This window comes from Streptomyces sp. LS1784 (assembly GCF_020103755.1).
In the GTDB taxonomy this organism is placed as follows: Bacteria; Actinomycetota; Actinomycetes; order Streptomycetales; family Streptomycetaceae; genus Kitasatospora.
The window spans coordinates 38,270-57,799 of sequence record NZ_JAHSQD010000001.1 but is presented as its reverse complement, the minus strand read 5'-3'; the positions used below and the strand labels follow the sequence as shown (position 1 = coordinate 57,799).

General features: G+C 69.3%; 20 protein-coding genes and 5 pseudogenes. 10 read left to right on the top strand and 15 right to left on the bottom strand.

The features are described from left to right. Positions 1-53: 53 nt before the first annotated feature. The 3 genes and pseudogenes from KS423_RS00290 to KS423_RS48345 all read right to left on the bottom strand — a co-directional run. Positions 54-752 carry an HAD family hydrolase gene (locus KS423_RS00290; RefSeq protein ID WP_308020113.1) on the bottom strand — a complete coding sequence of 233 codons (699 nt, stop codon included), beginning with the start codon at positions 750-752 and terminating at the stop codon, positions 54-56. Positions 753-913: 161 nt separating this feature from the next. Further along, positions 914-1,120 carry a hypothetical protein gene (locus KS423_RS00285; RefSeq protein WP_224273252.1) on the bottom strand — a complete coding sequence of 69 codons (207 nt, stop codon included), beginning with the start codon at positions 1,118-1,120 and terminating at the stop codon, positions 914-916. 46 nt (positions 1,121-1,166) lie between these two features. Continuing rightward, positions 1,167-1,217: pseudogene (locus KS423_RS48345) on the bottom strand (hypothetical protein); the annotation flags it as partial. 73 nt (positions 1,218-1,290) lie between these two features. Here KS423_RS48345 and KS423_RS00275 point away from each other — a divergent pair. Next, complete coding sequence (locus tag KS423_RS00275; protein ID WP_224273133.1) at positions 1,291-1,527, top strand: hypothetical protein; 237 nt, start codon at positions 1,291-1,293, stop codon at positions 1,525-1,527. A gap of 547 nt (positions 1,528-2,074) precedes the next feature. On the opposite strand, the gene KS423_RS00270 is transcribed toward KS423_RS00275, so the two are convergent. Together KS423_RS00270 and KS423_RS00265 are read right to left on the bottom strand one after the other, a co-directional pair. Next, the gene (locus KS423_RS00270; RefSeq protein WP_224273131.1) at positions 2,075-2,299 is read right to left on the bottom strand and encodes a hypothetical protein; all 225 of its coding nucleotides are present in this window, start codon (positions 2,297-2,299) and stop codon (positions 2,075-2,077) included. Between the two features lie 47 nt (positions 2,300-2,346). Then, on the bottom strand, positions 2,347-2,925 hold the full coding sequence (locus tag KS423_RS00265) for an ATP-binding protein (protein ID WP_224273129.1): 579 nt from the start codon (positions 2,923-2,925) through the stop codon (positions 2,347-2,349). Between KS423_RS00265 and KS423_RS48340 the strand changes: the two are divergent. Continuing rightward, positions 2,873-3,130: pseudogene (locus KS423_RS48340) on the top strand (hypothetical protein); the annotation flags it as partial. The gene KS423_RS00265 and the pseudogene KS423_RS48340 sit on opposite strands and share 53 nt — an antisense overlap. Here KS423_RS48340 and KS423_RS48335 read toward each other — a convergent pair. Continuing rightward, complete coding sequence (locus tag KS423_RS48335) at positions 3,078-3,260, bottom strand: hypothetical protein (RefSeq protein ID WP_374119884.1); 183 nt, start codon at positions 3,258-3,260, stop codon at positions 3,078-3,080. The pseudogene KS423_RS48340 and the gene KS423_RS48335 overlap by 53 nt on opposite strands. Positions 3,261-3,265: 5 nt before the next feature. Here KS423_RS48335 and KS423_RS00255 point away from each other — a divergent pair. Then, positions 3,266-3,466 (top strand): annotated as a pseudogene (locus KS423_RS00255) (IS5/IS1182 family transposase); the annotation flags it as partial. Between the two features lie 91 nt (positions 3,467-3,557). Here the strand turns inward: KS423_RS00255 and KS423_RS00250 are convergent. The 5 genes from KS423_RS00250 to KS423_RS00230 all read right to left on the bottom strand — a co-directional run bounded on the left by KS423_RS00250 (position 3,558) and on the right by KS423_RS00230 (position 9,080). Then, a complete protein-coding gene (locus KS423_RS00250) occupies positions 3,558-4,592 on the bottom strand; it encodes a D-isomer specific 2-hydroxyacid dehydrogenase family protein (RefSeq protein WP_224273125.1) in 1,035 nt (344 codons plus the stop codon). A gap of 488 nt (positions 4,593-5,080) precedes the next feature. Beyond that, entirely contained in the window at positions 5,081-6,301 is a 1,221-nt protein-coding gene (locus KS423_RS00245; protein ID WP_224273118.1) for a ParB/RepB/Spo0J family partition protein, read from the bottom strand. After that, complete coding sequence (locus tag KS423_RS00240; protein ID WP_224273116.1) at positions 6,298-7,497, bottom strand: ParA family protein; 1,200 nt, start codon at positions 7,495-7,497, stop codon at positions 6,298-6,300. Before KS423_RS00240 ends, KS423_RS00245 begins: the two co-directional genes overlap by 4 nt. 554 nt (positions 7,498-8,051) lie before the next feature. Then, a complete protein-coding gene (locus KS423_RS00235; protein WP_224273108.1) occupies positions 8,052-8,540 on the bottom strand; it encodes a hypothetical protein in 489 nt (162 codons plus the stop codon). A 42-nt stretch (positions 8,541-8,582) separates the two neighbouring features. Further along, complete coding sequence (locus KS423_RS00230) at positions 8,583-9,080, bottom strand: hypothetical protein (protein WP_224273106.1); 498 nt, start codon at positions 9,078-9,080, stop codon at positions 8,583-8,585. Between the two features lie 732 nt (positions 9,081-9,812). Between KS423_RS00230 and KS423_RS00225 the strand changes: the two genes are divergently transcribed. Beyond that, positions 9,813-10,421, top strand: a complete 609-nt coding sequence (locus KS423_RS00225) for an Imm21 family immunity protein (RefSeq protein ID WP_224273099.1) — start codon at positions 9,813-9,815, stop codon at positions 10,419-10,421. A gap of 91 nt (positions 10,422-10,512) precedes the next feature. Here KS423_RS00225 and KS423_RS00220 read toward each other — a convergent pair whose 3' ends face one another. The 4 genes from KS423_RS00220 to KS423_RS00205 form a co-directional block, all read right to left on the bottom strand. Continuing rightward, positions 10,513-11,271, bottom strand: coding sequence for a hypothetical protein (locus KS423_RS00220; RefSeq protein WP_308020112.1), 759 nt, complete (start codon positions 11,269-11,271; stop codon positions 10,513-10,515). A 454-nt stretch (positions 11,272-11,725) separates the two neighbouring features. Beyond that, the gene (locus KS423_RS00215; protein WP_224273090.1) at positions 11,726-11,983 is read right to left on the bottom strand and encodes a hypothetical protein; all 258 of its coding nucleotides are present in this window, start codon (positions 11,981-11,983) and stop codon (positions 11,726-11,728) included. 455 nt (positions 11,984-12,438) lie between these two features. Next, positions 12,439-12,579, bottom strand: coding sequence for a hypothetical protein (locus KS423_RS00210; protein ID WP_224273088.1), 141 nt, complete (start codon positions 12,577-12,579; stop codon positions 12,439-12,441). Positions 12,580-12,641: 62 nt separating this feature from the next. Next, entirely contained in the window at positions 12,642-13,184 is a 543-nt protein-coding gene (locus tag KS423_RS00205) for an NUDIX hydrolase (protein ID WP_224273086.1), read from the bottom strand. Between the two features lie 341 nt (positions 13,185-13,525). Here KS423_RS00205 and KS423_RS00200 point away from each other — a divergent pair, with 341 nt between their 5' ends. From KS423_RS00200 to KS423_RS00175, 6 genes and pseudogenes are all read left to right on the top strand, one after another. Then, a complete protein-coding gene (locus KS423_RS00200; RefSeq protein WP_224273084.1) occupies positions 13,526-14,092 on the top strand; it encodes a GNAT family N-acetyltransferase in 567 nt (188 codons plus the stop codon). A 353-nt stretch (positions 14,093-14,445) separates the two neighbouring features. Further along, positions 14,446-14,772 (top strand): annotated as a pseudogene (locus KS423_RS00195) (glyoxalase); the annotation flags it as partial. A gap of 393 nt (positions 14,773-15,165) precedes the next feature. After that, a pseudogene (locus tag KS423_RS00190) lies at positions 15,166-15,252 on the top strand (aminoglycoside O-phosphotransferase APH(3'')-Ia); the annotation flags it as partial. Positions 15,253-16,345: 1,093 nt separating this feature from the next. Then, complete coding sequence (locus tag KS423_RS00185) at positions 16,346-17,437, top strand: bifunctional DNA primase/polymerase (protein WP_224273242.1); 1,092 nt, start codon at positions 16,346-16,348, stop codon at positions 17,435-17,437. Beyond that, positions 17,434-19,053 carry a phage/plasmid primase, P4 family gene (locus tag KS423_RS00180; RefSeq protein ID WP_224273074.1) on the top strand — a complete coding sequence of 540 codons (1,620 nt, stop codon included), beginning with the start codon at positions 17,434-17,436 and terminating at the stop codon, positions 19,051-19,053. The genes KS423_RS00185 and KS423_RS00180 overlap by 4 nt, the downstream gene beginning before the upstream one ends. Beyond that, on the top strand, positions 19,050-19,454 hold the full coding sequence (locus tag KS423_RS00175) for a DUF6009 family protein (protein ID WP_224273067.1): 405 nt from the start codon (positions 19,050-19,052) through the stop codon (positions 19,452-19,454). Before KS423_RS00180 ends, KS423_RS00175 begins: the two co-directional genes overlap by 4 nt. The last annotated feature ends 76 nt before the right edge of the window (positions 19,455-19,530 follow it).

Sequence of the window (19,530 nt, the reverse complement as noted above, 5' to 3'; positions counted from 1 at the left end):
AGTGCCCTTTTCCCTGCTCAGACGGACCGAGCAGATCCGAAACCGGCACTGGATCACAAACTCATCAGCTCCGTCAACGAGGCGATCACCCGGATACCGGCGTCCACGGCACCGGAACCTCCGGAAGCCGAGCGGTCCAGCCAGATGGCCTGCAACCCTGCATCCCGCGCCCCGACCGCGTCCTTCTCGTAGTCATCACCCACGTAGGCCACCTCGGCGGGCGCCAACCCCAGGGCCTCGCAGCCCGCAAGGAAGATGCTCTCCGCCGGCTTGGCGGAACCGTGTTCTTGGGAGCAGACCAACGGCTCCGTAAAGTAACCGAGTAGCCCGATCGCATCCAGCTTCGCGCGCTGGTGCGCGGTCACCGAGTTCGAAACGACGCCGAGCCGGAATCGACCCGCCAACGCGCCCAGCGCCGGCTGAGCATCGTCGAACGCCCGCCGGCCCGCATCCCTCCGCAACGCATAGCTCGCGAACCACGCCGTAGCCGCCTCGTCCGTCAACTCAAGTGCGCCGACCACCCCGGCCTGTGCGAGAAATCGCCGTATCCGTGCGGCCTTCTGGGCGGCGAACGTCAACTCGCCGCTCAGGAACCGCGGGTACTCCTCCTCCCTGACTTCCCGCCACACACGCAGCGCCTCCGCTGGCGACGCGAACCGGTCGGAGAGCCCTTCGGCAACCAAGTGCTCGTGAAGACCGGCCTCCTCGGCCTCCTCGTACGCATACAGGGTCCCATCGACATCGAACAGCACTCCACGGACCGTCATACCGATCATTCTGGCGGGCAACACCGATCCGGACAGTCCCATGATCAAGAGTGACCTTCGACAACAGGCTCTCACCAGGGCTCGAATGCACTCCGGGACGTAAGCGACAGCCGCCGGGTAACGAGAGCACAGAGGTCAGGCCGTGTCTACCGGACACGGCCAGGCCTGGACCAGGCGAAGCGATCGTGTTCTGTCTGGTTGATCCGGACCGGCCAGTGACCGGGCGGTTCCTCGGCGGCGAAGAAGAACCCCCTGCTGGCGGGCAGCAAGGGGTTCTCGCGAGCCGGGTAGTCCAGGTGCCCGATGTACAGCGCGCCGGCGATGGCCGGCCCGGCCTCTTTCCTGGACCTCACGTGCGAGAGCTTCGGCGAGGGATTCGCCGGTCTCGACGCCGCCGCCGGGCGGTTCCCAGCGACCGGCCCAGGAGTCCGAGGTCGTATGTCGGAGCATCAGGAGCCGACCGTGGCGGACGATGAGTGCACCCACACAGAAGGCGTCGTATCCGTCTACGCGGGCCAGGTCAATGAGCTCACGGTTCCTGCTGTCGGTGTTCCTCGCCACCGCCTGGCGCGGCGAGCTGACGAACACCGAGCCGGGCAAGCACCTCGCCGTCACCTGGACCCCGGCCGACGCGCTGCCGCTGCCGATGTTCCCGACCTCCCACGCTGCTCTGATCCTCTACCTGTCCGGGGGACGGGGCTTCTCCACCCACGGCTGGGACCGCGAGCCCTTCGACCCCCGCACCCTGGTCCGCATGTGAGAGCGGTGAGCCGACACCGCCGGCCTCCCCCAACCGCAGTTGTCGGCCGATGCCGGCACCCGGCTGCGCGCCATCGCCGGCGAACAGTCCGTCGAGGAGGAAGGAGTCGTCGTCTTCCCCGGCAGCACCGTCCCGTACGTCTACCGAACCGTGCACCGGCCGGATGGCGGAACCGACAAGTGTGCGGCGGCGGTCATACCGGTTCCGGGATTGAGGGGCTTCCGGACCCTCGGCACCTCAGGCCGGGATTGGAGGGCCGGGTCGGCGCCCGGTGCGGCCTCGTGCCGGTCCTGAGCGTGGCCGGAACGATGTCGACCATGATCAAAATCGCCAGAAGGGCCCCTGGCGCCCTATCAGCCGACCAGCCAACCCTTCATACCAACCACGTACCGAAAGGCGCTAGAAGGGGGCTTTCTGTAGGCCAATTTTCCGACATGGACATGCAATCGGGAGGGTTCGGCCCGCCCCGAGGCGCGGCAGCGGCCTCCTGGGCACCCCTGACCGCCGCCACCCAAACTCGAAGCCTGACAAACGGTCCAACGTACCGTCAGAACGACGACTCCTCGCTGCGCCCCTCGTCGCCGCCGGCGGCAGCCTTCTTGCGCTCCTCCCAGCCCGTCCAGAAGCGCTGCTCTCCCTCCCGCTGGGCGGCCACATCGGGAAGGACGTCAACGGCCTCGGCAAAGCGCCCCTGCCGAAACAGCAGTCCGGCCAGGTCGGTCGCGGCCCGCACGCCGGGCAGCGGGCGCAGGCGGGCGATGGACTCCCCCACCTGCCTGTCCTGGGCGAGCAGTCAGACGATGGTTACGGCCCGGGGAGCTATTCCTGGACGATGACGCGCTCTCCCTCGCCGGTGGGTTCCTCGAAGTTGGCGAAGTAGCGTTCCAGGAGTTCATCGGAGACGGTGACGCTGTTCGCGTCGTTCCGCTGGTTGCGGCTCGCCAGTCGGCGTCGCAGGGTTTCAAGATCGGCCTTGAGATGGATCAGTTCCCATCGGCATCCATGGGTCTCGATCGCGGCCTTGTAGCGGTCCCGGGTGGCCCGGCTCCAGAAGCTGTAGTCGATGACAACAGGGAGCTTCGCCTCCATCAAGCGGATCAGCTCTTCCCACAGCTCCCGCTCGACGGCGGACTTGAGGCGCTCGTACTCTGCCGGGTCGAGGTCGGCCGCGTCGTGACCGATGCGCTCCCACACCACCTCGTCGATCGACAGCCTGGTGTAGCCGCGGCCCTCAAGGGCCTGCGCGTAGGTGCTCTTGCCCGCGCCGGACAGGCCGCACATCATCACGACGACGCCGCGCTCCGTCCCGTCCAGATGCGGCAGGAGATCCACTTCTTCCACACAGGTGAAGCTAACGGACAGGCGGGCGGTCGCGCTCGGGATTTCCTCAGCGCCCACCTGCCTGGTCCTCGACTTCAAGGGCTCGCTGCGCGAGCGGCGCCGCGGGGACCGGCGCGCTGCCGGGGCCGACCCCTCTCGCAAGCCGGTGTTCGTGGACCGGCTCCCGGTCCCGTTGGTGCACCTGCGGTTGGGGCTGCCGCACGCGGCGCTCACCCAGTTGTACGGGGTCGACCGTTCCACCGTCTCCAGTGCAATCCGCGAAGTCCGGCCGCTGCCGACGGGCTGCGGCCTCGCTGTTCCCGACCGGCCCGGAACCGGTCGTACCCGCTCCGCCGGGGCCCGAACTCGGCAGGCAGGTCACGCCAAGGGCTGCCGACACGGAAGCGCCACATCACCCCCGGTCCAGGCCGGCGGGCGCTGGGTGGCCGAGCGCACGAGCTCCTGGATGAACAACTTCGGCAAGCTCCGCCGTTGCACCAAGCGACGAAGAACCGCAGTCGAGTTCTTCATCGCCCTGGCCAGCGTCATCGTCACCGTCCGCTGCCTGATCCGACGCGCCTGGACGCTCTACCGCTGGAACACCCGCCCAGCGCAGCCGCCGCATCCGGTGACCGCACTCGGCGGACGCAGACGGGCAGGAAGTCGTCCGGCACGGTGGGCGAGGAGTCTCGTCATGGTGGAGGACGCCTTCACATGGTCACCACAGGTACGCCGTCAGGGCGGTTGGCAAGCAGGGCCGCGATGTGGTCCGCGCAGCGCAGGGCCGCCGTGGCCATGGCGTTCCTGGTCATCCCGGCGACATGAGGGGTGAGCAGGGCGTTCGGCAGGCCGAAGAGCGGCGAGGCGAAGGCTTCGTGCTCGTGCTCGAAGGTGTCGATGGCGGCTGCCGCGAGCGGGTGTGCGGGGTCGCGCAGCGCATCGGCCAGCGCCTGCTCGTCAACGATCCCGCCCCGGGCGGTGTTCAGCAGGACCGACCCCGGACGCATCAGCGCAAGCTCCGCCCGCCCGACCATCCCTCGCGTCTGCGAAGTGAGCGGCAGGTGCAGCGAGACCACATCACTGGTCGCCAGCAGCGCGGTGAGGGAACGGGCCCGGGGCACCGATGCCTCGGGCGGTCGCCGCGAGAGGCCCTGGACCTCCATGCCCAGGGCGGTCGCCCGCTCGGCCAGTGCCAGGCCGATCCGCCCGAGCCCGACAATGCCGAGGGTCAGCTCCGACAGCTCTACCGCCGGTGCGACTGGTGCACGCCATCTGCCGCGGTGCGCGGCCTCGTTGTGTGCCGGGAGATCCCGGGTCAGGGCGAGGAGCTGGGCGAGAGCGAACTCGGCAACCGCATTCGCGTTGGACCCCGGGGTATGGGTGACGGCGACCCCGTGACGGGCTGCGGCCGCCAACTCGACGTGATCGGTGCCAGCCCCGGCCCGGCCGACCACACGAAGCCGGTTCGCGAGCTTCGCGTCCGTCGCCGCCGTGAGAAACGCCGCGCGCAGCGGCACACCGGCACGGGACTTGACCGCGTGGTAGCCGAGTCCGTCCCGGACAGTCTCGGCAAGCAGCGCGGGCTCGTCGAAGGCATCGAAATCGGTGAAGTCCACCCGGCCGGCCCAGGCAGTCCGCGCCCCGGCGCGATCGGTAACCCGCTGAAGATTCAGCGTGACGGCCAGCCCGTGGCCAAGCAACTCGCCAGGAGCCGCATCCAGCAGCAGGACTCGGGCTCGCTCCATGTGGCCCCCCTTTCCCCTTGCGTGGACCCTACTGCGGTCGAGGGACTGGTCACCGAGAGACCCCATGCCCAGCCCGATCCCGCACTTACTGGCGGACGCTCTTGACCACAATTCCTGACAACTGCTCGAACTGGCGGATCCGAGAGAGGCGCCGGGGCACTCGGACCGACGCGACTTTCGGTCGGTTACACGGCAGGATCTCCGCCGGCTGCGGGCCCCACCCGGCGGGTTCCAGGCCCATGTTGTCCGCGGACAACACAGTGGCGTGCTTCGTGGTCGCGACGGCAGGCTCCTTCGGTGGGGATGCGATGTTGTCCGCGGACAACATCTCGGGCACCTTCCGCCGAGCGAGGTGCTCGGTGTACTCGCCATCGGGGGCCAGCTGCAGTGGCGTCAGAAGCAGCACGAAAAGGGGTTGAGCCACCCGGGAAGCAAGACGGCCCGACACCTTCAGGTGCCGGGCCGCCGGTTGGGGGCTCTCTTGCTGATCAGCTGCCGGCCGTAGGCTCCGGCGCATACTCGTCCAGTCGGTCCAGCACCGTGGTGGCGACGACCCTCAGCTCGTCGGGCTGGAGAAAACGGCAGAGCCAGGTCGCCACTCCTTCGAGGTCACGCCAGTCGGGAACGCCGGTTCCACCTGACGCGACCTGCTGGGCCCTCTGCAGCAGGCCCACAGAGGGCATCTCCTCAGAAGACGCAGCTCGGCCGTTCTCATCGGTACTGGCGTCACGCTGGTCCGGCAGACCCGAGGTGTAAACGCCGTTTACACCAGAGGCCCCTTCCGGCGAGCGGCCCTCGGAGGACTGGACCGTAGCCGGCGTGTAAACGCCGTTTACACCGTCCTCGGCACCGTCGCCCCCACTGGTGGGCGTCGAGACGCGGTTGGTAGGCGTCGAGGCGCGGTCCGCCTTCTCCCCCGCCGGACGGTCCGCGCACTTGCCCGCTCGTGCCGCCTTCGCCGCCAGCTTGTCGGCTGCCATCTTCTTCGCGGACTCGGCCCGGTCGAGCTGCTCAGCCGGGGTGATCTTCCCCGACCGCGCCTCTGCACCGATCCTGCGCGCATCCTCAATGGCCAGCTCCCCGGCTCCCGCCTGCTCCTGAAGCTCGGGGGACAGGTGCAGCAGCGCCAACCGCTGTCCCACCCACGCACGGGACTTGCCCAGCGCCCGCGCCACAGCGGCCTGGTTGCCGTCGTAGACCGAGTCCAGCAGCTGCTCGATCGCCTGGGCTTCCTCGAACGGCGACACGTCCTCGCGGTGGGCGTTTGCGATCAGAGCCGCCTCGACCATGTCCGAAGCGCGGGAGACCAGATCGTCGTTGAGGTCCACACGCAGGGTCTTGAGGCCCGCCTTCTGCGCGGCCCTCAGACGCCGGTTGCCGTCGAGCGCGACGAAGTCCGCCTCACCGATCACCTCCGCCTGGTCCGGATGTGCGTCGAGGAACGCGCCACGGCTCACCACGGTGACCGGAACGATCTGCTGGCGAGCCAGACTCTCGGCGAGCTCGTCGATCGACTCGCTGTCGATGGTCTTCCGCGGGTTGAGCGGGTTGAAGACGATCGAGGACACGGGCGCCGACGACGCACGCCGCACCCGGCCCGTGGCGTCCAGTGCCTCGCTGCGCGCCCGTACCTCGTCTCCGCGGGCCGCGCCCTGGGCCAACGCCCCGAACGACCCTCCGCCGGCCTGCAGCTTCTTGGCGATGCTCACGCGAGCCTCCGTCGGATCTCGCGCATGCGCTGCGCCTGGATGGATGTGGGGGCGTACATGAGCAGCGGCTGCTTGACGTGGACGGCCTCGCGCTGCTCCTTGAGGTCGGGGACGACGGAGACGACGGGCGGTGTGCCCAGCGACTGCCAGTTCTGGAGGGAGTGGGTGGCGACGTAGCCCTTGCGCTTGTCGAACTTGTTGACGACGAGTCCGAGCCGGTCGATGTCGACCTCGTAGTCGAGGCTGACGGTGCGGACCTGGCTGTCGAGCATGGCGTAGGCATCTGCGGAGGAGTCCTCCGCCTCGACCGGGATGAGGACGCCGGAGGCGCCGGGCGCCTCGTTCTTGCGGCGGTGCCCGTAGTAGAGGCCGGCGTCCATTGCCAGGCCGAGGTTCGGGGGGGCGTCGATCACGATGACGTCGAAGTGCTCCTCGAGTGGGGCGAGGGCACGCTGGAGGCTGGTCTCGCGGGGCCCGCGGACGGACCCGAGCCGGGAGTCGAGCAGGAACGCGTCGAAGCTCGAAGGGAGCAGGCTGAGTCGTCCTTCGAAGTGGTCCGGCTCGATCTCCACGACCTGGTCGAGCAGCGAACCGGCCACGCGGTCCCGGTCGACCATGTGGGTCACCAGGCTCTCCTCGCCCGGGGCGATCTGCTTGACGCCGAGCTGGGAGGTCAGGTGGCCCTGCGGGTCGTAGTCGACGAGCAGGGTGCGCAGCCCCGGTAGCGAGGGAAGCTTCGAAGCGCCCGTGCTGGCGGGCAGGCCCAGCGCTATGGCCTGGCCTGTCCCGGCGGCGATCGTGGTTTTGCCGACGCCGCCCTTCTGGTTGCAGACGACGATCCGCCGCGTGTACCTGGGGATCGTCAGCTCGGCGAGGGAGACGTTGTGGGAGTCGATCCACGCCCGGATGGCCTGGGCGAGGCCTTGTACGAAGGAGATGCCGCGGCTGGCGCAGTCCTTCTTGAACGCGTCGTACAGGCCGGTAGGGAGCCACGTGTTCCAGCTCTCGGCCCCGGACGTGTCGATGGTCGGGTTGCTGTCCGCCGGCCGGGCACGCCACTGCTCGACGGCCTGGGCGACGGCGTCCTGCATGTCGATGCCGAGCTGGGCGGCCCGGGTCTTGAGTTCCTGGCGGAGGGCTACAGGAAGCTTCGACGCAACCTTTTCCCGCTCTCCTTCGGAGTTTTGAGACGTCATGACGTCACCATAGTGGCGCCGGGCCGGTTTAGGCACATCACGCAGCCCGTGTGTCGTCCGGTCTCTCTTCCCCTCCGGTGTAAACGGCGTTTACACCGTTGCTTCCGACCAGGCCGCCACCCAGCCGATCCGACGTCATGTTGTCCCGTGCCACCGGACCTTGAGATGTGGACAAGGACCTGACGTCAGAAGCAGTTGTACAAGCGGCCAAGACCGCAGTCGAGCTCCGGCGCGGGCATCCATAAACCGGACTCCCACGCCCGCAACGCCCGCCTGACAGCTCGCGTCCAGCAACTGGAGAGACGGCTCTCCCAAGCCCTGGGAGAACAGGCGTGGCGGGAGTCCGGCCTCGGCGCGCCCGCCGACGTCGACGAACTCCACCGCACCATCACCCGGCTGCAACAGCGGACCGTGGAACTGGCAGGACAGCTGGAGGAGGCGCGCGCCGACCTGGACGCCGCACGGTCGGCCAACCGGGACCTGACCCGGGCCTCAACCAGCGCAACTGAACGGATCCAATCGACCCGCTGGCCTGCTGAAGCGGGCCAGCGCCTTCATCTCACGGGGCGAAGGATGCCTTCGGAATCGGCGCGTGCGCTCGCGGCAAACTCCTGGAAGTCCATGTTCCCGATCGACAGATTCGCGTGCACGTCATGCACGGCGGCCGGGGTCGTACGGAACTCGCGGGCCGACGGGGAGTCGATCAGTTCCTGGTAGTACACGGGGTCGAGGTCCTCGTCCTCGTGGAAGGGATCGAGGGCGAGAAGGGCGTACTGGGCGGACTTCATCGTGGTGTCGTCGGCGATGAAGACCACGCTGAGATCCTCGTCCCGCTTCACCGCGGTGACGGCTGCCTCAATCGTCGCTCCGGCCCAGGCCGGGTCGTCCACCAGGTGGATCTCGGCCTCATACTCTCCGCCGGGCCCCCACGGCCGGGAAACCTCCTCCACTACCGCCCGCCACGCCACCTCATCCTCGTAATCGGTTCTGATGATCAGAGCAGCGAACTCCTCGCGTCCAACGATCTCGGGCAACCCGTTCACGTGTATCGCTGCTCGCCTCGGCCTTCAGCCAGCACACAGGAATCAGCAGTCATAGCGGTGGATCGTGGGCCAGTTGGGGCAGGCACGGCAGACGAAGACGTGGATGCCACCGGCGTCGCCCATGACCATCCCGTGGCTGTTGTCCTGCCGGGCGTCGGACACCTCCCAGCCGGAGCCGGGACTCGTCCGCTCCTCGACTGGCAGCCATCGGCCGCACGACTCGCTCGCCGAGATCGTCAGGAGGTGCTCCATCCGTTCGCCGCAGACGCACTCGGGCCACCTCGGCGCCTGGGTCCAGCCCGGATAGCCGCCGACCTTGCTCTGCCTGGTGGTGAACGCGTCGAAGTAGGAGATGCCTGTGGTCTCCTCAACCTCGTCGCTCCACTCCCCAACGCGCTCGACCAGATTGTCCGGTAGGTCCCAGTTCGGGTACTCAACGGCCTCAGTCGGGTGAACAACGCAGGGCCGAGGCACGTACTCGTCGTCGAACTCGTACGGCTTCGGCGCCTCCCCCCGCAGCTGCCCGGACGCGGCTTCCACGGCGGACCGCCAACGCAAGGCAGGCACAGGCGACCACTGGTCGTACTCAGAGTGGATCAGCGGGCACCAGAGCACCTGGAGCACATCGGTCCCAGCCGGAAATGTCAGCGCTGGAACATCCTTGGCGAAGAGTTGAACCACGGACACCATGGCCACGGGGTCCGGCCCGACCACCGCACGTCCGCGCGCAGGGTTGTAGTGGTCCGGCGCGGCACATGTCGGCCACAGCTCGTCAGCCGGCCACAACAGCGGTCCACCAAGCGAGCTCTCCCACCGACCGGGGGCACCGGCACGCGGGTACAGCAGAGTGGTGGACCGGGCATGTGGAACCAGGTCCGGGAAGTGGTCCGCTATATCGAGTGGCGGCGGCGGAACGGTGAAACTCATGAGGCCTCCAAATCGCCGCATGGTAGCGCGGGCCACAGACACCACCTGGCGGGGGATCAGCCCGGGGCGACTCGTGCGCAAGACGGCCAACGCCCACCCACCCCGGCGATGGCACCACAGCTGTCGCATTCGCTAGCGTCACCTTCACCGCTGCTGACCTGCACTGCTCTACCCGCCACGCGTCATCAGCCCCAGAGAAAGGTGACCCACCCGGCGACGGCATCGTGGAATCGGCGGTGGCGGGCGGTGTAGTTATGTAGGTCCACCCGTTCTGTCCGTTGTCCGCCGCTCAGGTAGTACTCACCCGGGTCCCTGCTTGTCACTGATCAGCGGCACACTGCGCGCATGAGTACTGATCGACATGCCATCCGGTTTGCCCCTGATCTGGCCTGGGTCGAATCCATGGGTGGTCCGCTGGTCGTTGTCCCGGTGTCCGCACTGCAGCACTGGGGTGGCTGCACCGAGGACGGCGTGATCATTGGTGACGGCGATCAGCCCGACGACTACGACCGGGCCTGCGGGATCGAGGGCCTGGCTGACGTGATCGGCCTGCGCGGCCACGGCAGCGCCTCCGCGCTGGTGCTGGGCGACGAGCCCGCCACCACCTGCTACCTGTCCGAGCCGAGGGCCTTCATGCGCTGGCTCGCTGCCGACTCCGACGCCGAGCTGCTCGCCGCCACCGAAGCCGCGCTGAATGACCCGGCGACGCCGTGGGAGGAGTGCGGCCTCTGGGAGACCGACGGACCGGCGGTTCTCATGGATTCGGCCGAAGCCGGAAAGAATCTCGGCATGCCCTACCCGGACGGCAGGGGCCAGCCGGAGCAAGCCCCCGTCCACCTGCCCGCAGGACGCTGGAGAGTCCGCGCGTTCCACACGTGTGCCGACGAGTCCGTCTGGGTCGGCGTGGTCCAACTCCTCCCGGAGGCCGACGCCCAGTCGACAACGACTCCTTGACTCGGACACCGAGCCCGCCCCCGTAGCCCCGAAGGGACGGTCACGGACGCTGGGACGGTTCGAAGTGGCCCCACCGTCGCCCATCAGGCGTTCATGATCGGTACGCGTCGTGATACCTGCGCAGCCGGGGACCACGGATCGCGGGCAGCCTGATCAGGGTGTCCCTGAAGGCGCCGTCGTGGGGTTCCAGGGGGTACCAGGGGCGCGATGGCAGTGGGTAGTCGTCGCGCAGGACACCCTCCGGGAGCACCCCGGTGGCGGGCGTCGGCGAGGTCTCCCCGGGGCTGGTGAGGTACGCCCAGACTCCGCTGTCCAGCGGCACCACCGTCGCATCGCCATCGGGTGGGCACCACGGTTCGCCTGTTCCGGGGTGGCGGGGGACGAGGAGGATGTCGGGGCGGGGCCGGGGCTCGGGGATGCCCGGGCCGGCCAAACCCACTGAGCGGGGGTCGGGCCCGGGCGGGAGGTAGCGGGCCACGGTGTGGCCGAGCAGCTCGGCGGCAGGGCCGGCGGGAAGGGTCACCGGATGGTTCTCGGTGGCCGCCACGAGGTGAGCCAGCGCGACGCCGACCGCGGCCTCCCAGCGGCGGCTCCACGACCCGTCGGGTTCGACGGGCGGGATGCGGTGCTCGGCACGCTCCAGGTCCGCCCAGTCGGGTAGCGGGTCGGCCGGGGACCCCGAGGGACGGCGGACGACCGCGTCGGGCTCCAGCCACACTGTCTGCCACGAGCCACAGTCGTCGATCCGGGTCGCCACGGCCCGTCCGCACCCCGCACAGGCCAGGTTGGGCCCGGCCCGGCCGTCCACGCCCCGGCAGTAGCCCTCACACTTCTCCAGGATCAGAGTCATCGATCGGGAGTCACCGGGCGCGATGACGATCCTGCCCCGCGCGCCGAAGGAGAAGGAGTACACCGGCGCATATACCCCCTGTCGGGCGGCGGCTTCCTCTCCGACTTCCTCCCACAATCGCCAGGGCGGTCCGGTGGGCTGTGGGTCGACGGCGTACGTCGCCGCCTCCAGCATCGGAGGATGAAGTTCCTCCCAGGCCCCGTGGTGGGTGTGGACGGGTAGTGCGACCCGGGACACCGGAGCCGTCAGCTCGGTGCAGCACCCGGCACACGCGAATATGTCCAAACAAGCTCCCCCTCGCCGCGGTTCCCGGGGATTGTGCCTCGCTTGCGGCGGAGGATCCATCGGATTTCGGAGCGGTTCCAGGGCTTCCGGGGCGCGCGTCATCCCGAGGTTGATGGCAGGGCGGCCCCGCCCCACTGGGTGCGGGGCCGCCTGGTGGGCTGGCGGTTGGTCAGGCCGGGTGGCTGGCGGGGCGGTGCAGGGGCATCTGGAGGACGGCGGTGGTGTTGGGGTGCTCACCGGTCACCGGCCTTCCGCAGCTCCAGCAGGCGGCTTCTCCCCCGGTCCTGGAGCTCTCGCAGGACGCGCAGGTGTGGTGGCGTCGGCCGACGGGTCCGGCGTACGGGTCGGTGGCGACGATCGGGATGGCGATCAGGACCGGCTTGTGGTCGGCGGCCGGGGCGGTGTGGTGCGTAGCGATGCGGGCCATGGCTGTGGTCTCCCTGATCTGGACGGCGGGGTGGTGAGGAAGGCGGCGGGCCTGTCCTCGTGGAGGCTGGCCCGCCGTCAGGTGGTTACAGGCGGCCGTCGGCCCAGGCCTCGGCCTCGTGGCCGCGCTTGTCGTCCTCGTCGGCCTCGTCGGCCTCGTCGTCCTCGTCGGCCTGGCTTCGGTAACCGCGTCGGTGGGGCACAGTTCGGCAATGGTGAGGTCCCGGCCGAGGGCGGACCACGGGTACGCGCCGGACCCGAGCCACTTCACAATGCGCGGCAGAGTGTGGTGGGCGATCTCACGGTTCAGGAGCTTCGAGCTGGGCCGGACGAGGTCGTCGGCGGCAGGCGTGGCCATCAGTTCGACGGCCACGTTGGCTCTGAGCGGCTCCGGGAGGGCCTCGATCTGCGAAGCGCTCGGGGGCACGGCCCCGCTGGGGACGTATCGCTCCCACATCAGGTGAAGACGTCGGGTGCGGCGCGCAGGCGGCTGCCTTTGCCACCGGCCAGGACCAGGGCGACGGCGCCGGCGGGCAGGGAGACGAGCGCGCTGCTGTGGGACGGGGCGGTGGTGTCGGTGGTGCTCTGTCCGGTCACGAGGTTCCTCCCGGATGGCGGGTGGGTGAGGCGGCTGCCGAACCGCCCGCCCCCCAGGGGAACTACAGGAGGTTCAGCACGTCCAGGGCGAGATAGGCGGCGGCGGTGTCGGTCATCTCGCCGCTGCGGAGCACGCGGGTGCGGAACTGCGCGAGGTCGAGGGTGACGACGTCGATGAACTCGGTGCGCTCGGGGATCGGTTCAGCGGCCTTGACGCAGCCAGTGGCGAAGAAAGCGAAGCGGCGGGCGTTGGAGTAGGCGTCCAGCCAATACGGTCCGACGGCGTGGACCTCGCCCTGGTAGCCGGTTTCCTCCAGCAACTCCCTGGCGATGGCGTCCAGCGCTTCCTCTCCCGGTTCGAGGAAGCCGCCGGGCAGTTCGTAGAGCACCTGGTCCGGGCCGGGCCGGTACTGGCGGGCGAGGATGACCTTCTGTTCGGTGGTGAGGGCGAGCACCGCACCGGCCGGGCGCTCGGTCTTGAGGTAGAACTCCTCCTTCCGCCCGTCGGGCAGCTCGAACTCGACACGGTCCACGGACCGGCCGAACTTGCTGAACACGGTGGTGCGCTCGATCTCGCGCCACGACGCGGTGGTGTCGGTCGTCATGGCCAGGACGGTACGGCCCCGGGCCGGCGCGCGGTGGCCGCTCCGCTGCCGGTTGCCGGCCGGTTCCTGGCGGAGGGTGGGGCATGTCCGGGAGACCACCGGCGAACGGCGGCCCGATGGAGACCGCCACTGACGGTTCACCAGCCCACAGCACTCACCACGCCGGCTCTGAGCAGGCAAAACATCGAAGTCCTGCTGGAGTGTCAGCCCAAGGTCGTAAAAATTACGGTTGCGCAGCTGGTGGCAAGGGGTTTAGAACGGCGTTGTTGCCCAGGACGAGTCGTTGGGGCTCCACGGTCCGGTCACAGGCTGGCGGGGTGTCCCCGGAGGAGACCAGATTGATGACCGCGCTCTCGCTGCCCTTCAACACCGAACGGCTTCTTTTGCGTCCGTTCACGCCGGACGACCTCGATGACCTGTACGCGTACCAGAGCCTCCCCGATGTCGCTCGCTACCTCTACCGGCAGCCGCTCACCCGCGAACAGTGCGCGCAGAGCCTGACGCGGCGCGCGGCCGGCACGGCATGGGCCGAGGACGGCGACGACCTCGTGGTCGCCGTCTGCCCGGTCGGCGAGGCAAAGGTCGTCGGCGAGGTTGTCCTGAAGCTCGCGAGCGCGCGGGCGCGCCAGGTCGAGATCGGCTGGACCTTCAACCCGGCGTACGGCGGCCGGGGTTACGCGACCGAGGCGGCACGTGCGACCGCCGCACTGGCCTTCGCCGAGCTGGGCGCCCACCGGCTCTTCGCCCGCCTCGACGCACTCAACACCGGATCGGTGCGCGTGTGCGAGCGCCTCGGCATGCGCCGGGAGGCACACCTTGTCGAGAACGACCTCGACAACGAGCGCTGGGGCAGCGAGTACGTCTACGCGACGCTCGCCCGGGAGTGGAAGGCCGGCCGGGCTCAATAAGCCTGGCTGGAGGGCCGGGGCGGGCGTCCTGAGGAACACCGCCATCGCGGAATGCCCTGCGCTGTGCGGTAGGCCGTCGGCAATGGCGGTACGTGGCGCGCGCTCCCGGCGGACTTCCCCTGGTGGCGGGTGGTGTACGACTTTCCGAAAGGGTTCGCGGTACTGGCGCACAGGTGGGTGGTGGAGAGGACCCTGGGGGTGGCTCTCACGCGCCCGCCGGCCAACCGTGTCCACGAGCGCCGCCCCGATCACCACCCGCAGACGATGTGCTGGGCCGCCCTGATCACACTCACGCGGAGAATGGCGCGCGCCGGCACCTACACTGGCCCGAGTACCGTCCACACCGGCTGTAATCCCTCGGCTACACACCGTTTCAGAGCTGGAACAACGGCCACAGCTGGCGGCTCGGGACGACCTACCTGGTCTTCGAACAGTCCCCGGCGCTCACCGCGGACCAGCACGAGCGGTGCCGGCCCGGCCTGAACCATCTCGCATTCCACGTTGAGGACCACCACACCGTGGAGACACTGGTCTCCGAGGCCGCGCAGCACGGCTGGACCTTGATGTTCCCCGACCGGCACCCGCACGCCGGCGGCGAACAGACCTACGCCGCCTATCTGGAGAACACCGACGGGTTCGAAGTCGAACTCGTCGCCATCATCCCGATCGAATCAGACTGACAACGATCGCCCATCCACAGGTCTTGACGATGACTCGTTGTGAGGTGTGGTCCTGACCACATACCGGCTCGGCCGCCCTCGCTCACATCCAGGCTCGTCATGAAGGCTGTCCCCTGCGCGTGCCAGCTCAACGCCTTCTCGATCCCCACCAGGAGAGCGCATCCCAGCCGCTCTCAGGCGGCCGAGCAGCCGCACCGATGAGAGTGTGGTCCGGGGCGGCGGGCTTCGCCGAGGTGCGGCGCGTGTCCCGCACCGACGGCTTCGGCGAGGGAACCGGCTTTGCAGGGGGGTGCCGCTTTTTGCCACCCACAGGGAGCGGTCACGCAGCAGTTCGTCCTGTGGCCGCGGCGGGGATGCTCGGTCCCGAGCTGTGAATGCCGAGCCGGCTGGACGGCCAGGGGAGTGCCGGGCCCGCGCGCACTCGGGTGGTACGACGGTGATGCGGGAGCCTGCCTGGTGACCCGGGCCGTTCACGGCCTGCGCTTCCACCTCCACCTCGACCCGCTCACTTGGGGCTGACCTCTCGGCCCAGGAAGCTGATCGAGCGGCCCGCCACACGGTTTCTTCGTGATCAAGGAGCGAAGCCGTGCGGCCCCGTCTCAAGTCGCTCGGCACACTCAGCCCCTCAATCCCGGGCTGAGTCGTAAGCCGCGCAAGCCGGCTGGATCGGGTACGGGGGCGGCCCGGACAGCCGGCGGTCAACAGGCGCGCGCAGGCCTCGACCGGGGGCAGCTCGCTGAGGGGTGGCAGGTACACAGGCAAGTCGGTGCTTGGGTCGCTTCGGTCGCTGAGTCGCTGGACGACATGTCGTTCACTGAACCGACGGCCTGGCAGCAGGGTCGGGGAGTCCGGTCTCGCGGATCTGGTGCAGCACCTGGAGGGCGGCAGCGACCCAAGCGACTGGCGGCAAAAGGTCTCGGCCGCTACCTGGGGCGAGAACCTGCCTGCTCCGGTCCCCGCATGGTTCCACTCCTCAAGGCCGGGTCGCTGGAGCTACTGAAGCTACCGAAGCGACCCAAAGCGACCCACCTCCGGCCCTTCAGGCGTGCCTGACACGGGCGACACGCCGGGGGAAGCGCCCCGAGAGACTCAGTCGCTTTCAGTCGCTGGGCTTCAGTCGCTCAACAAAACCCCAGGTCAGGGCACATATACTCGCCACAACAGCGACCGAAGCGACTCAAGGTTGGGTATATGAAGACATTCCCGTGTGCGTGTGCGCGTTATAGACCCGGGCTTCAGTCGCTTCAGTCGCTGTTTGCTGTGAAAATGGCCTCTGACCTGCGTAAACGACGGAGTACCCAAACCAGCGACTGAACAGGCTCAGTCGCTTCCCCAGGGCTTGGTCGCTGAGTTTGCCCGCAAGCCCCGGTAGTAACGGTTCGCACGTCCTCGCTCGGCTAGTCTGTGTGAGCTATCTTCTGGACTTCGGTCGCTTCAGTCGCTGATCCGATACCCACCAGTGCCCTGACCTGGCTTTTTGCCTTCAGCGACTGAACGAGCGACTCAAGTCTGAGCAGCTACCGAACAACGAGCAGCTACCGAACAAGGGGAAGGGACCAGCGTGACGGCGCCGATGGCCGTGGGGAGCGACCGAGCGGACCGCCAGCCTGCTGCGCTGGCAGTCGCCCGCTGGTGTGCCGTCCAGGGCTGGCCTGTCCACCCTCTAGCCCCCGGACGCAAGACCCCGCCCGCCAACTGCCGGCCCTGCCAGGAGTCCCCGCACTCCCCCGCCGACTGCCCCTGCCCCGCAGCAGGCCGTTGGTGCCACGGGTTCCATGCAGCGACTCTGGACCAGGGCGTCCTCTCCGCCTGGTGGCGCGTCAACCCGGACTTCGGAGCAGGCGTCGCCTGCGGGCCGGCCGGCCTGGTGGTCATTGACGTGGACAGCCACACCGACGTCGTCCCCGCCCGGGACCGCATCCTGCCCGGCATCCCCATCCACGAGGACGTCGACCTCGAAGGGCTGGAGAACGGCTACCACACTCTCGCCCTGCTGGCCGCCCTCCGCCGTGCTCCCGACCCCACGACGGACGAGGGAACCCTGCGGGTACGCACGCCCTCCGGGGGCCTGCACATCTGGTACCAGGACCACACCGACCGCCGGTTCACCTGCTCCACCGGCTCCTCCGCGGGCCGCGCCCTGGCCTGGCAGGTCGACGTCCGGGCCCACGGCGGCTACATCGTCGCCCCCGGGACCGTCACCGCCGCCGGCACCTACACCCCGCTTCCCGGAGCCCGGACCCCCGCCCCACTGCCCGACTGGCTCAGCGAGGAACTCATCCGTACCGGACACCTCAAGGACCGGCCCGGCCGCCCGAGGGTGCCGCAGCCGGCTGTCCCCGACCGTGCCCGCCAGGCCGTCGTCGCCGCGGGTGGTGGCAAGCAGGGCGCGGAAAAGGTGCTCGACACCGTGCTCCAGGAGGTCACCGACTGTGCCACCACCCCCGAGGGCGCGGGCTTCACCGGCAAGCTCAACCGCGCCGCCTACACCGTGGGAGGCCTGGTCTCGGCCGGCCACCTCACGCACGCCGCCGCCGAACAGCTCCTCCTCGACGCGGCCCGCACCGCCCGTCCCGCCCAGGACCGGCACAACTCCGCCGTCATCCGTTCCGGCCTGGCAGCCGGGACCCGGCAGCCCCTGCACATCGGGAAGGCCCGCGGATGACCGACAGCACCCGCCGCAAGAGGACGGTCTTCGACCCCGTGGCCACGGCGCAACAGATCCTGGAATACCCGCCCGTCCCAAGCCCCTCGCAGCCGCCCTGGCACGGCACTGCCGTCCAGGAGAGCCTCCTCGACCCCACGCCCACAGCAGCCGCTGCCCCGTTTCCGCAGGCGGCCGTGGAGCCCGTCCAGGCCACGCAGGCCTCTGCGGGGGGCCCGCAGGCGACCCCCCACGGCCTGCTGCCCGACTCACTCTCCGACCGCGGCAACGCCAAGCTCTTCGTCCACCTCTACGGACGCGACTACCGCCACGTCCCCGGCCTCGGCTGGTACCGCTGGTCCGCCCACCGCTGGCAGCTCGACGAGGACGACACCGTCCTGTGGGCCGCCGGCGAGATGGCCGAGAGCATCGCCACCCACGACCCGCGCGGCCTCTACACCAACACGGACCTGCGCCGACACCGCCGCCGGGCGCTGTCCACCTCCGGTATGAACGCCATGCTCGCCCAGGCCAAGTCCGCCCCCGGCATGGTCCTCAACGCCGCCCTCCTCGACGCCGACGCCTACGCCCTGTGCACCCCCGGCGGCGTCGTCGACCTGCGCACCGGCGCCATCGTCCCGCCCGACCCGAAGGTCCACCACCACTCGCGGTCCACCACCCTGGCCCCCGCCCGGATGCCCACCCCGCGCTGGAACCGCTTCCTGACCGACACCTTCGGCGACGACAAGGAAGGCCGCCAGACCCGCGACTTCCTCCACCTGCTGCTCGGCTACTCGATCAGCGGCGACGTCGGAGCCCAGGTCATGCCCTTCCTCTACGGCCAGGGCAAGAACGGCAAGTCCGTCCTGCTCGACGTCATGATCCAGCTCCTCGGCGACTACGCCGACGCGGCCCCGCCAGGCTTCCTCATGGCCAAGACCTTCGACGGCCACCCCACCGACCTCGCCGAACTCCACGGCCGCCGCATCATCGTCTGCTCCGAGCTCAAGCCCGGCGACCGCTTCGACGAGGCCCGGGTCAAGCTGCTCACCGGCGGTGACAAGATCAAGGCCCGCCGGATGCGCCAGGACTTCTTCTCCTTCGAGCCCACCCACAAGCTCTGGCTGCTCGGCAACCACCGCCCCGAGGTCGGCACCGGCGGCTTCGCCTTCTGGCGGCGCATGCGCCTGATCCCGTTCGAGCGGGTCGTCCCCGAGGAACGCAAGATCGACAACCTGGCCCACGTCCTCGTCGCCGAGGAGGGCCCCGGGATCCTTGCCTGGCTCATCGAAGGCGCCCGCCGCTACTTCGCCGGAGAGAAGGACCTCGCCGGCCCCCAGGCCGTCCAGACCGCCACCACCGCCTACGCCGAGACCGAGGACCACGTCGGCCGCTTCCTCAAGGAGGCGTGCGTCACAGGCGAGGGCATGCGTGCCGAACAGTCCCAGCTCTTCGGCGCCTACACCCGTTGGTGCGGCTTCGAGGGAGCCAATCCCGTATCCGGGCGTGCATTCGCCGCACGAGTCCGAGAGACACTGGGTATGACCTCTCCCAAGGAGATGGTCCTGTCCAACAGCCGCAAGTACTACCCGGGCATCGGCCTGATCACCGACGACACAGAGGAGCACAACGCGTGAGCGCGCTGATCGACCCGGCCGAGCTCGCCCACGAAACCGACCTCGTCTGGCTGGAGGACACCTCCGACCTCGACTACGTCCGTCAGTCGCTGGACCGCCTCACCACCCGCCGCGGCCGCCCGGCCTACCACCGCGACGGCCGCATGGTCGGCTACGCCATCCTCGGCCCCGACGCCAAGTCCTCCCGGGCCTCCGGCACCTTCCGCCGCCGCGTCTTCTGGCTCCTGCCGCACGACCGCGACCAGGACCCCGAGGGCCTCTACTCCACCGGCGCCCCCTCCGAGGCCGTGGACCCGCGCACCGTCGCACCCCGGGTCAAGGGCTACAAGACCGAGCGCTCCGAGGGCGGCCCGGCCTCGCCGGCGATGCTCGAACTGGGGATAACGCTCCCGAAGGCCTGATCGCTGTCATGCGGTGGTGGGGGCCCCGGCGGCCAAGGCCCGGGCCCCCCACCCCATGGGGGGCAGCCACACCGAC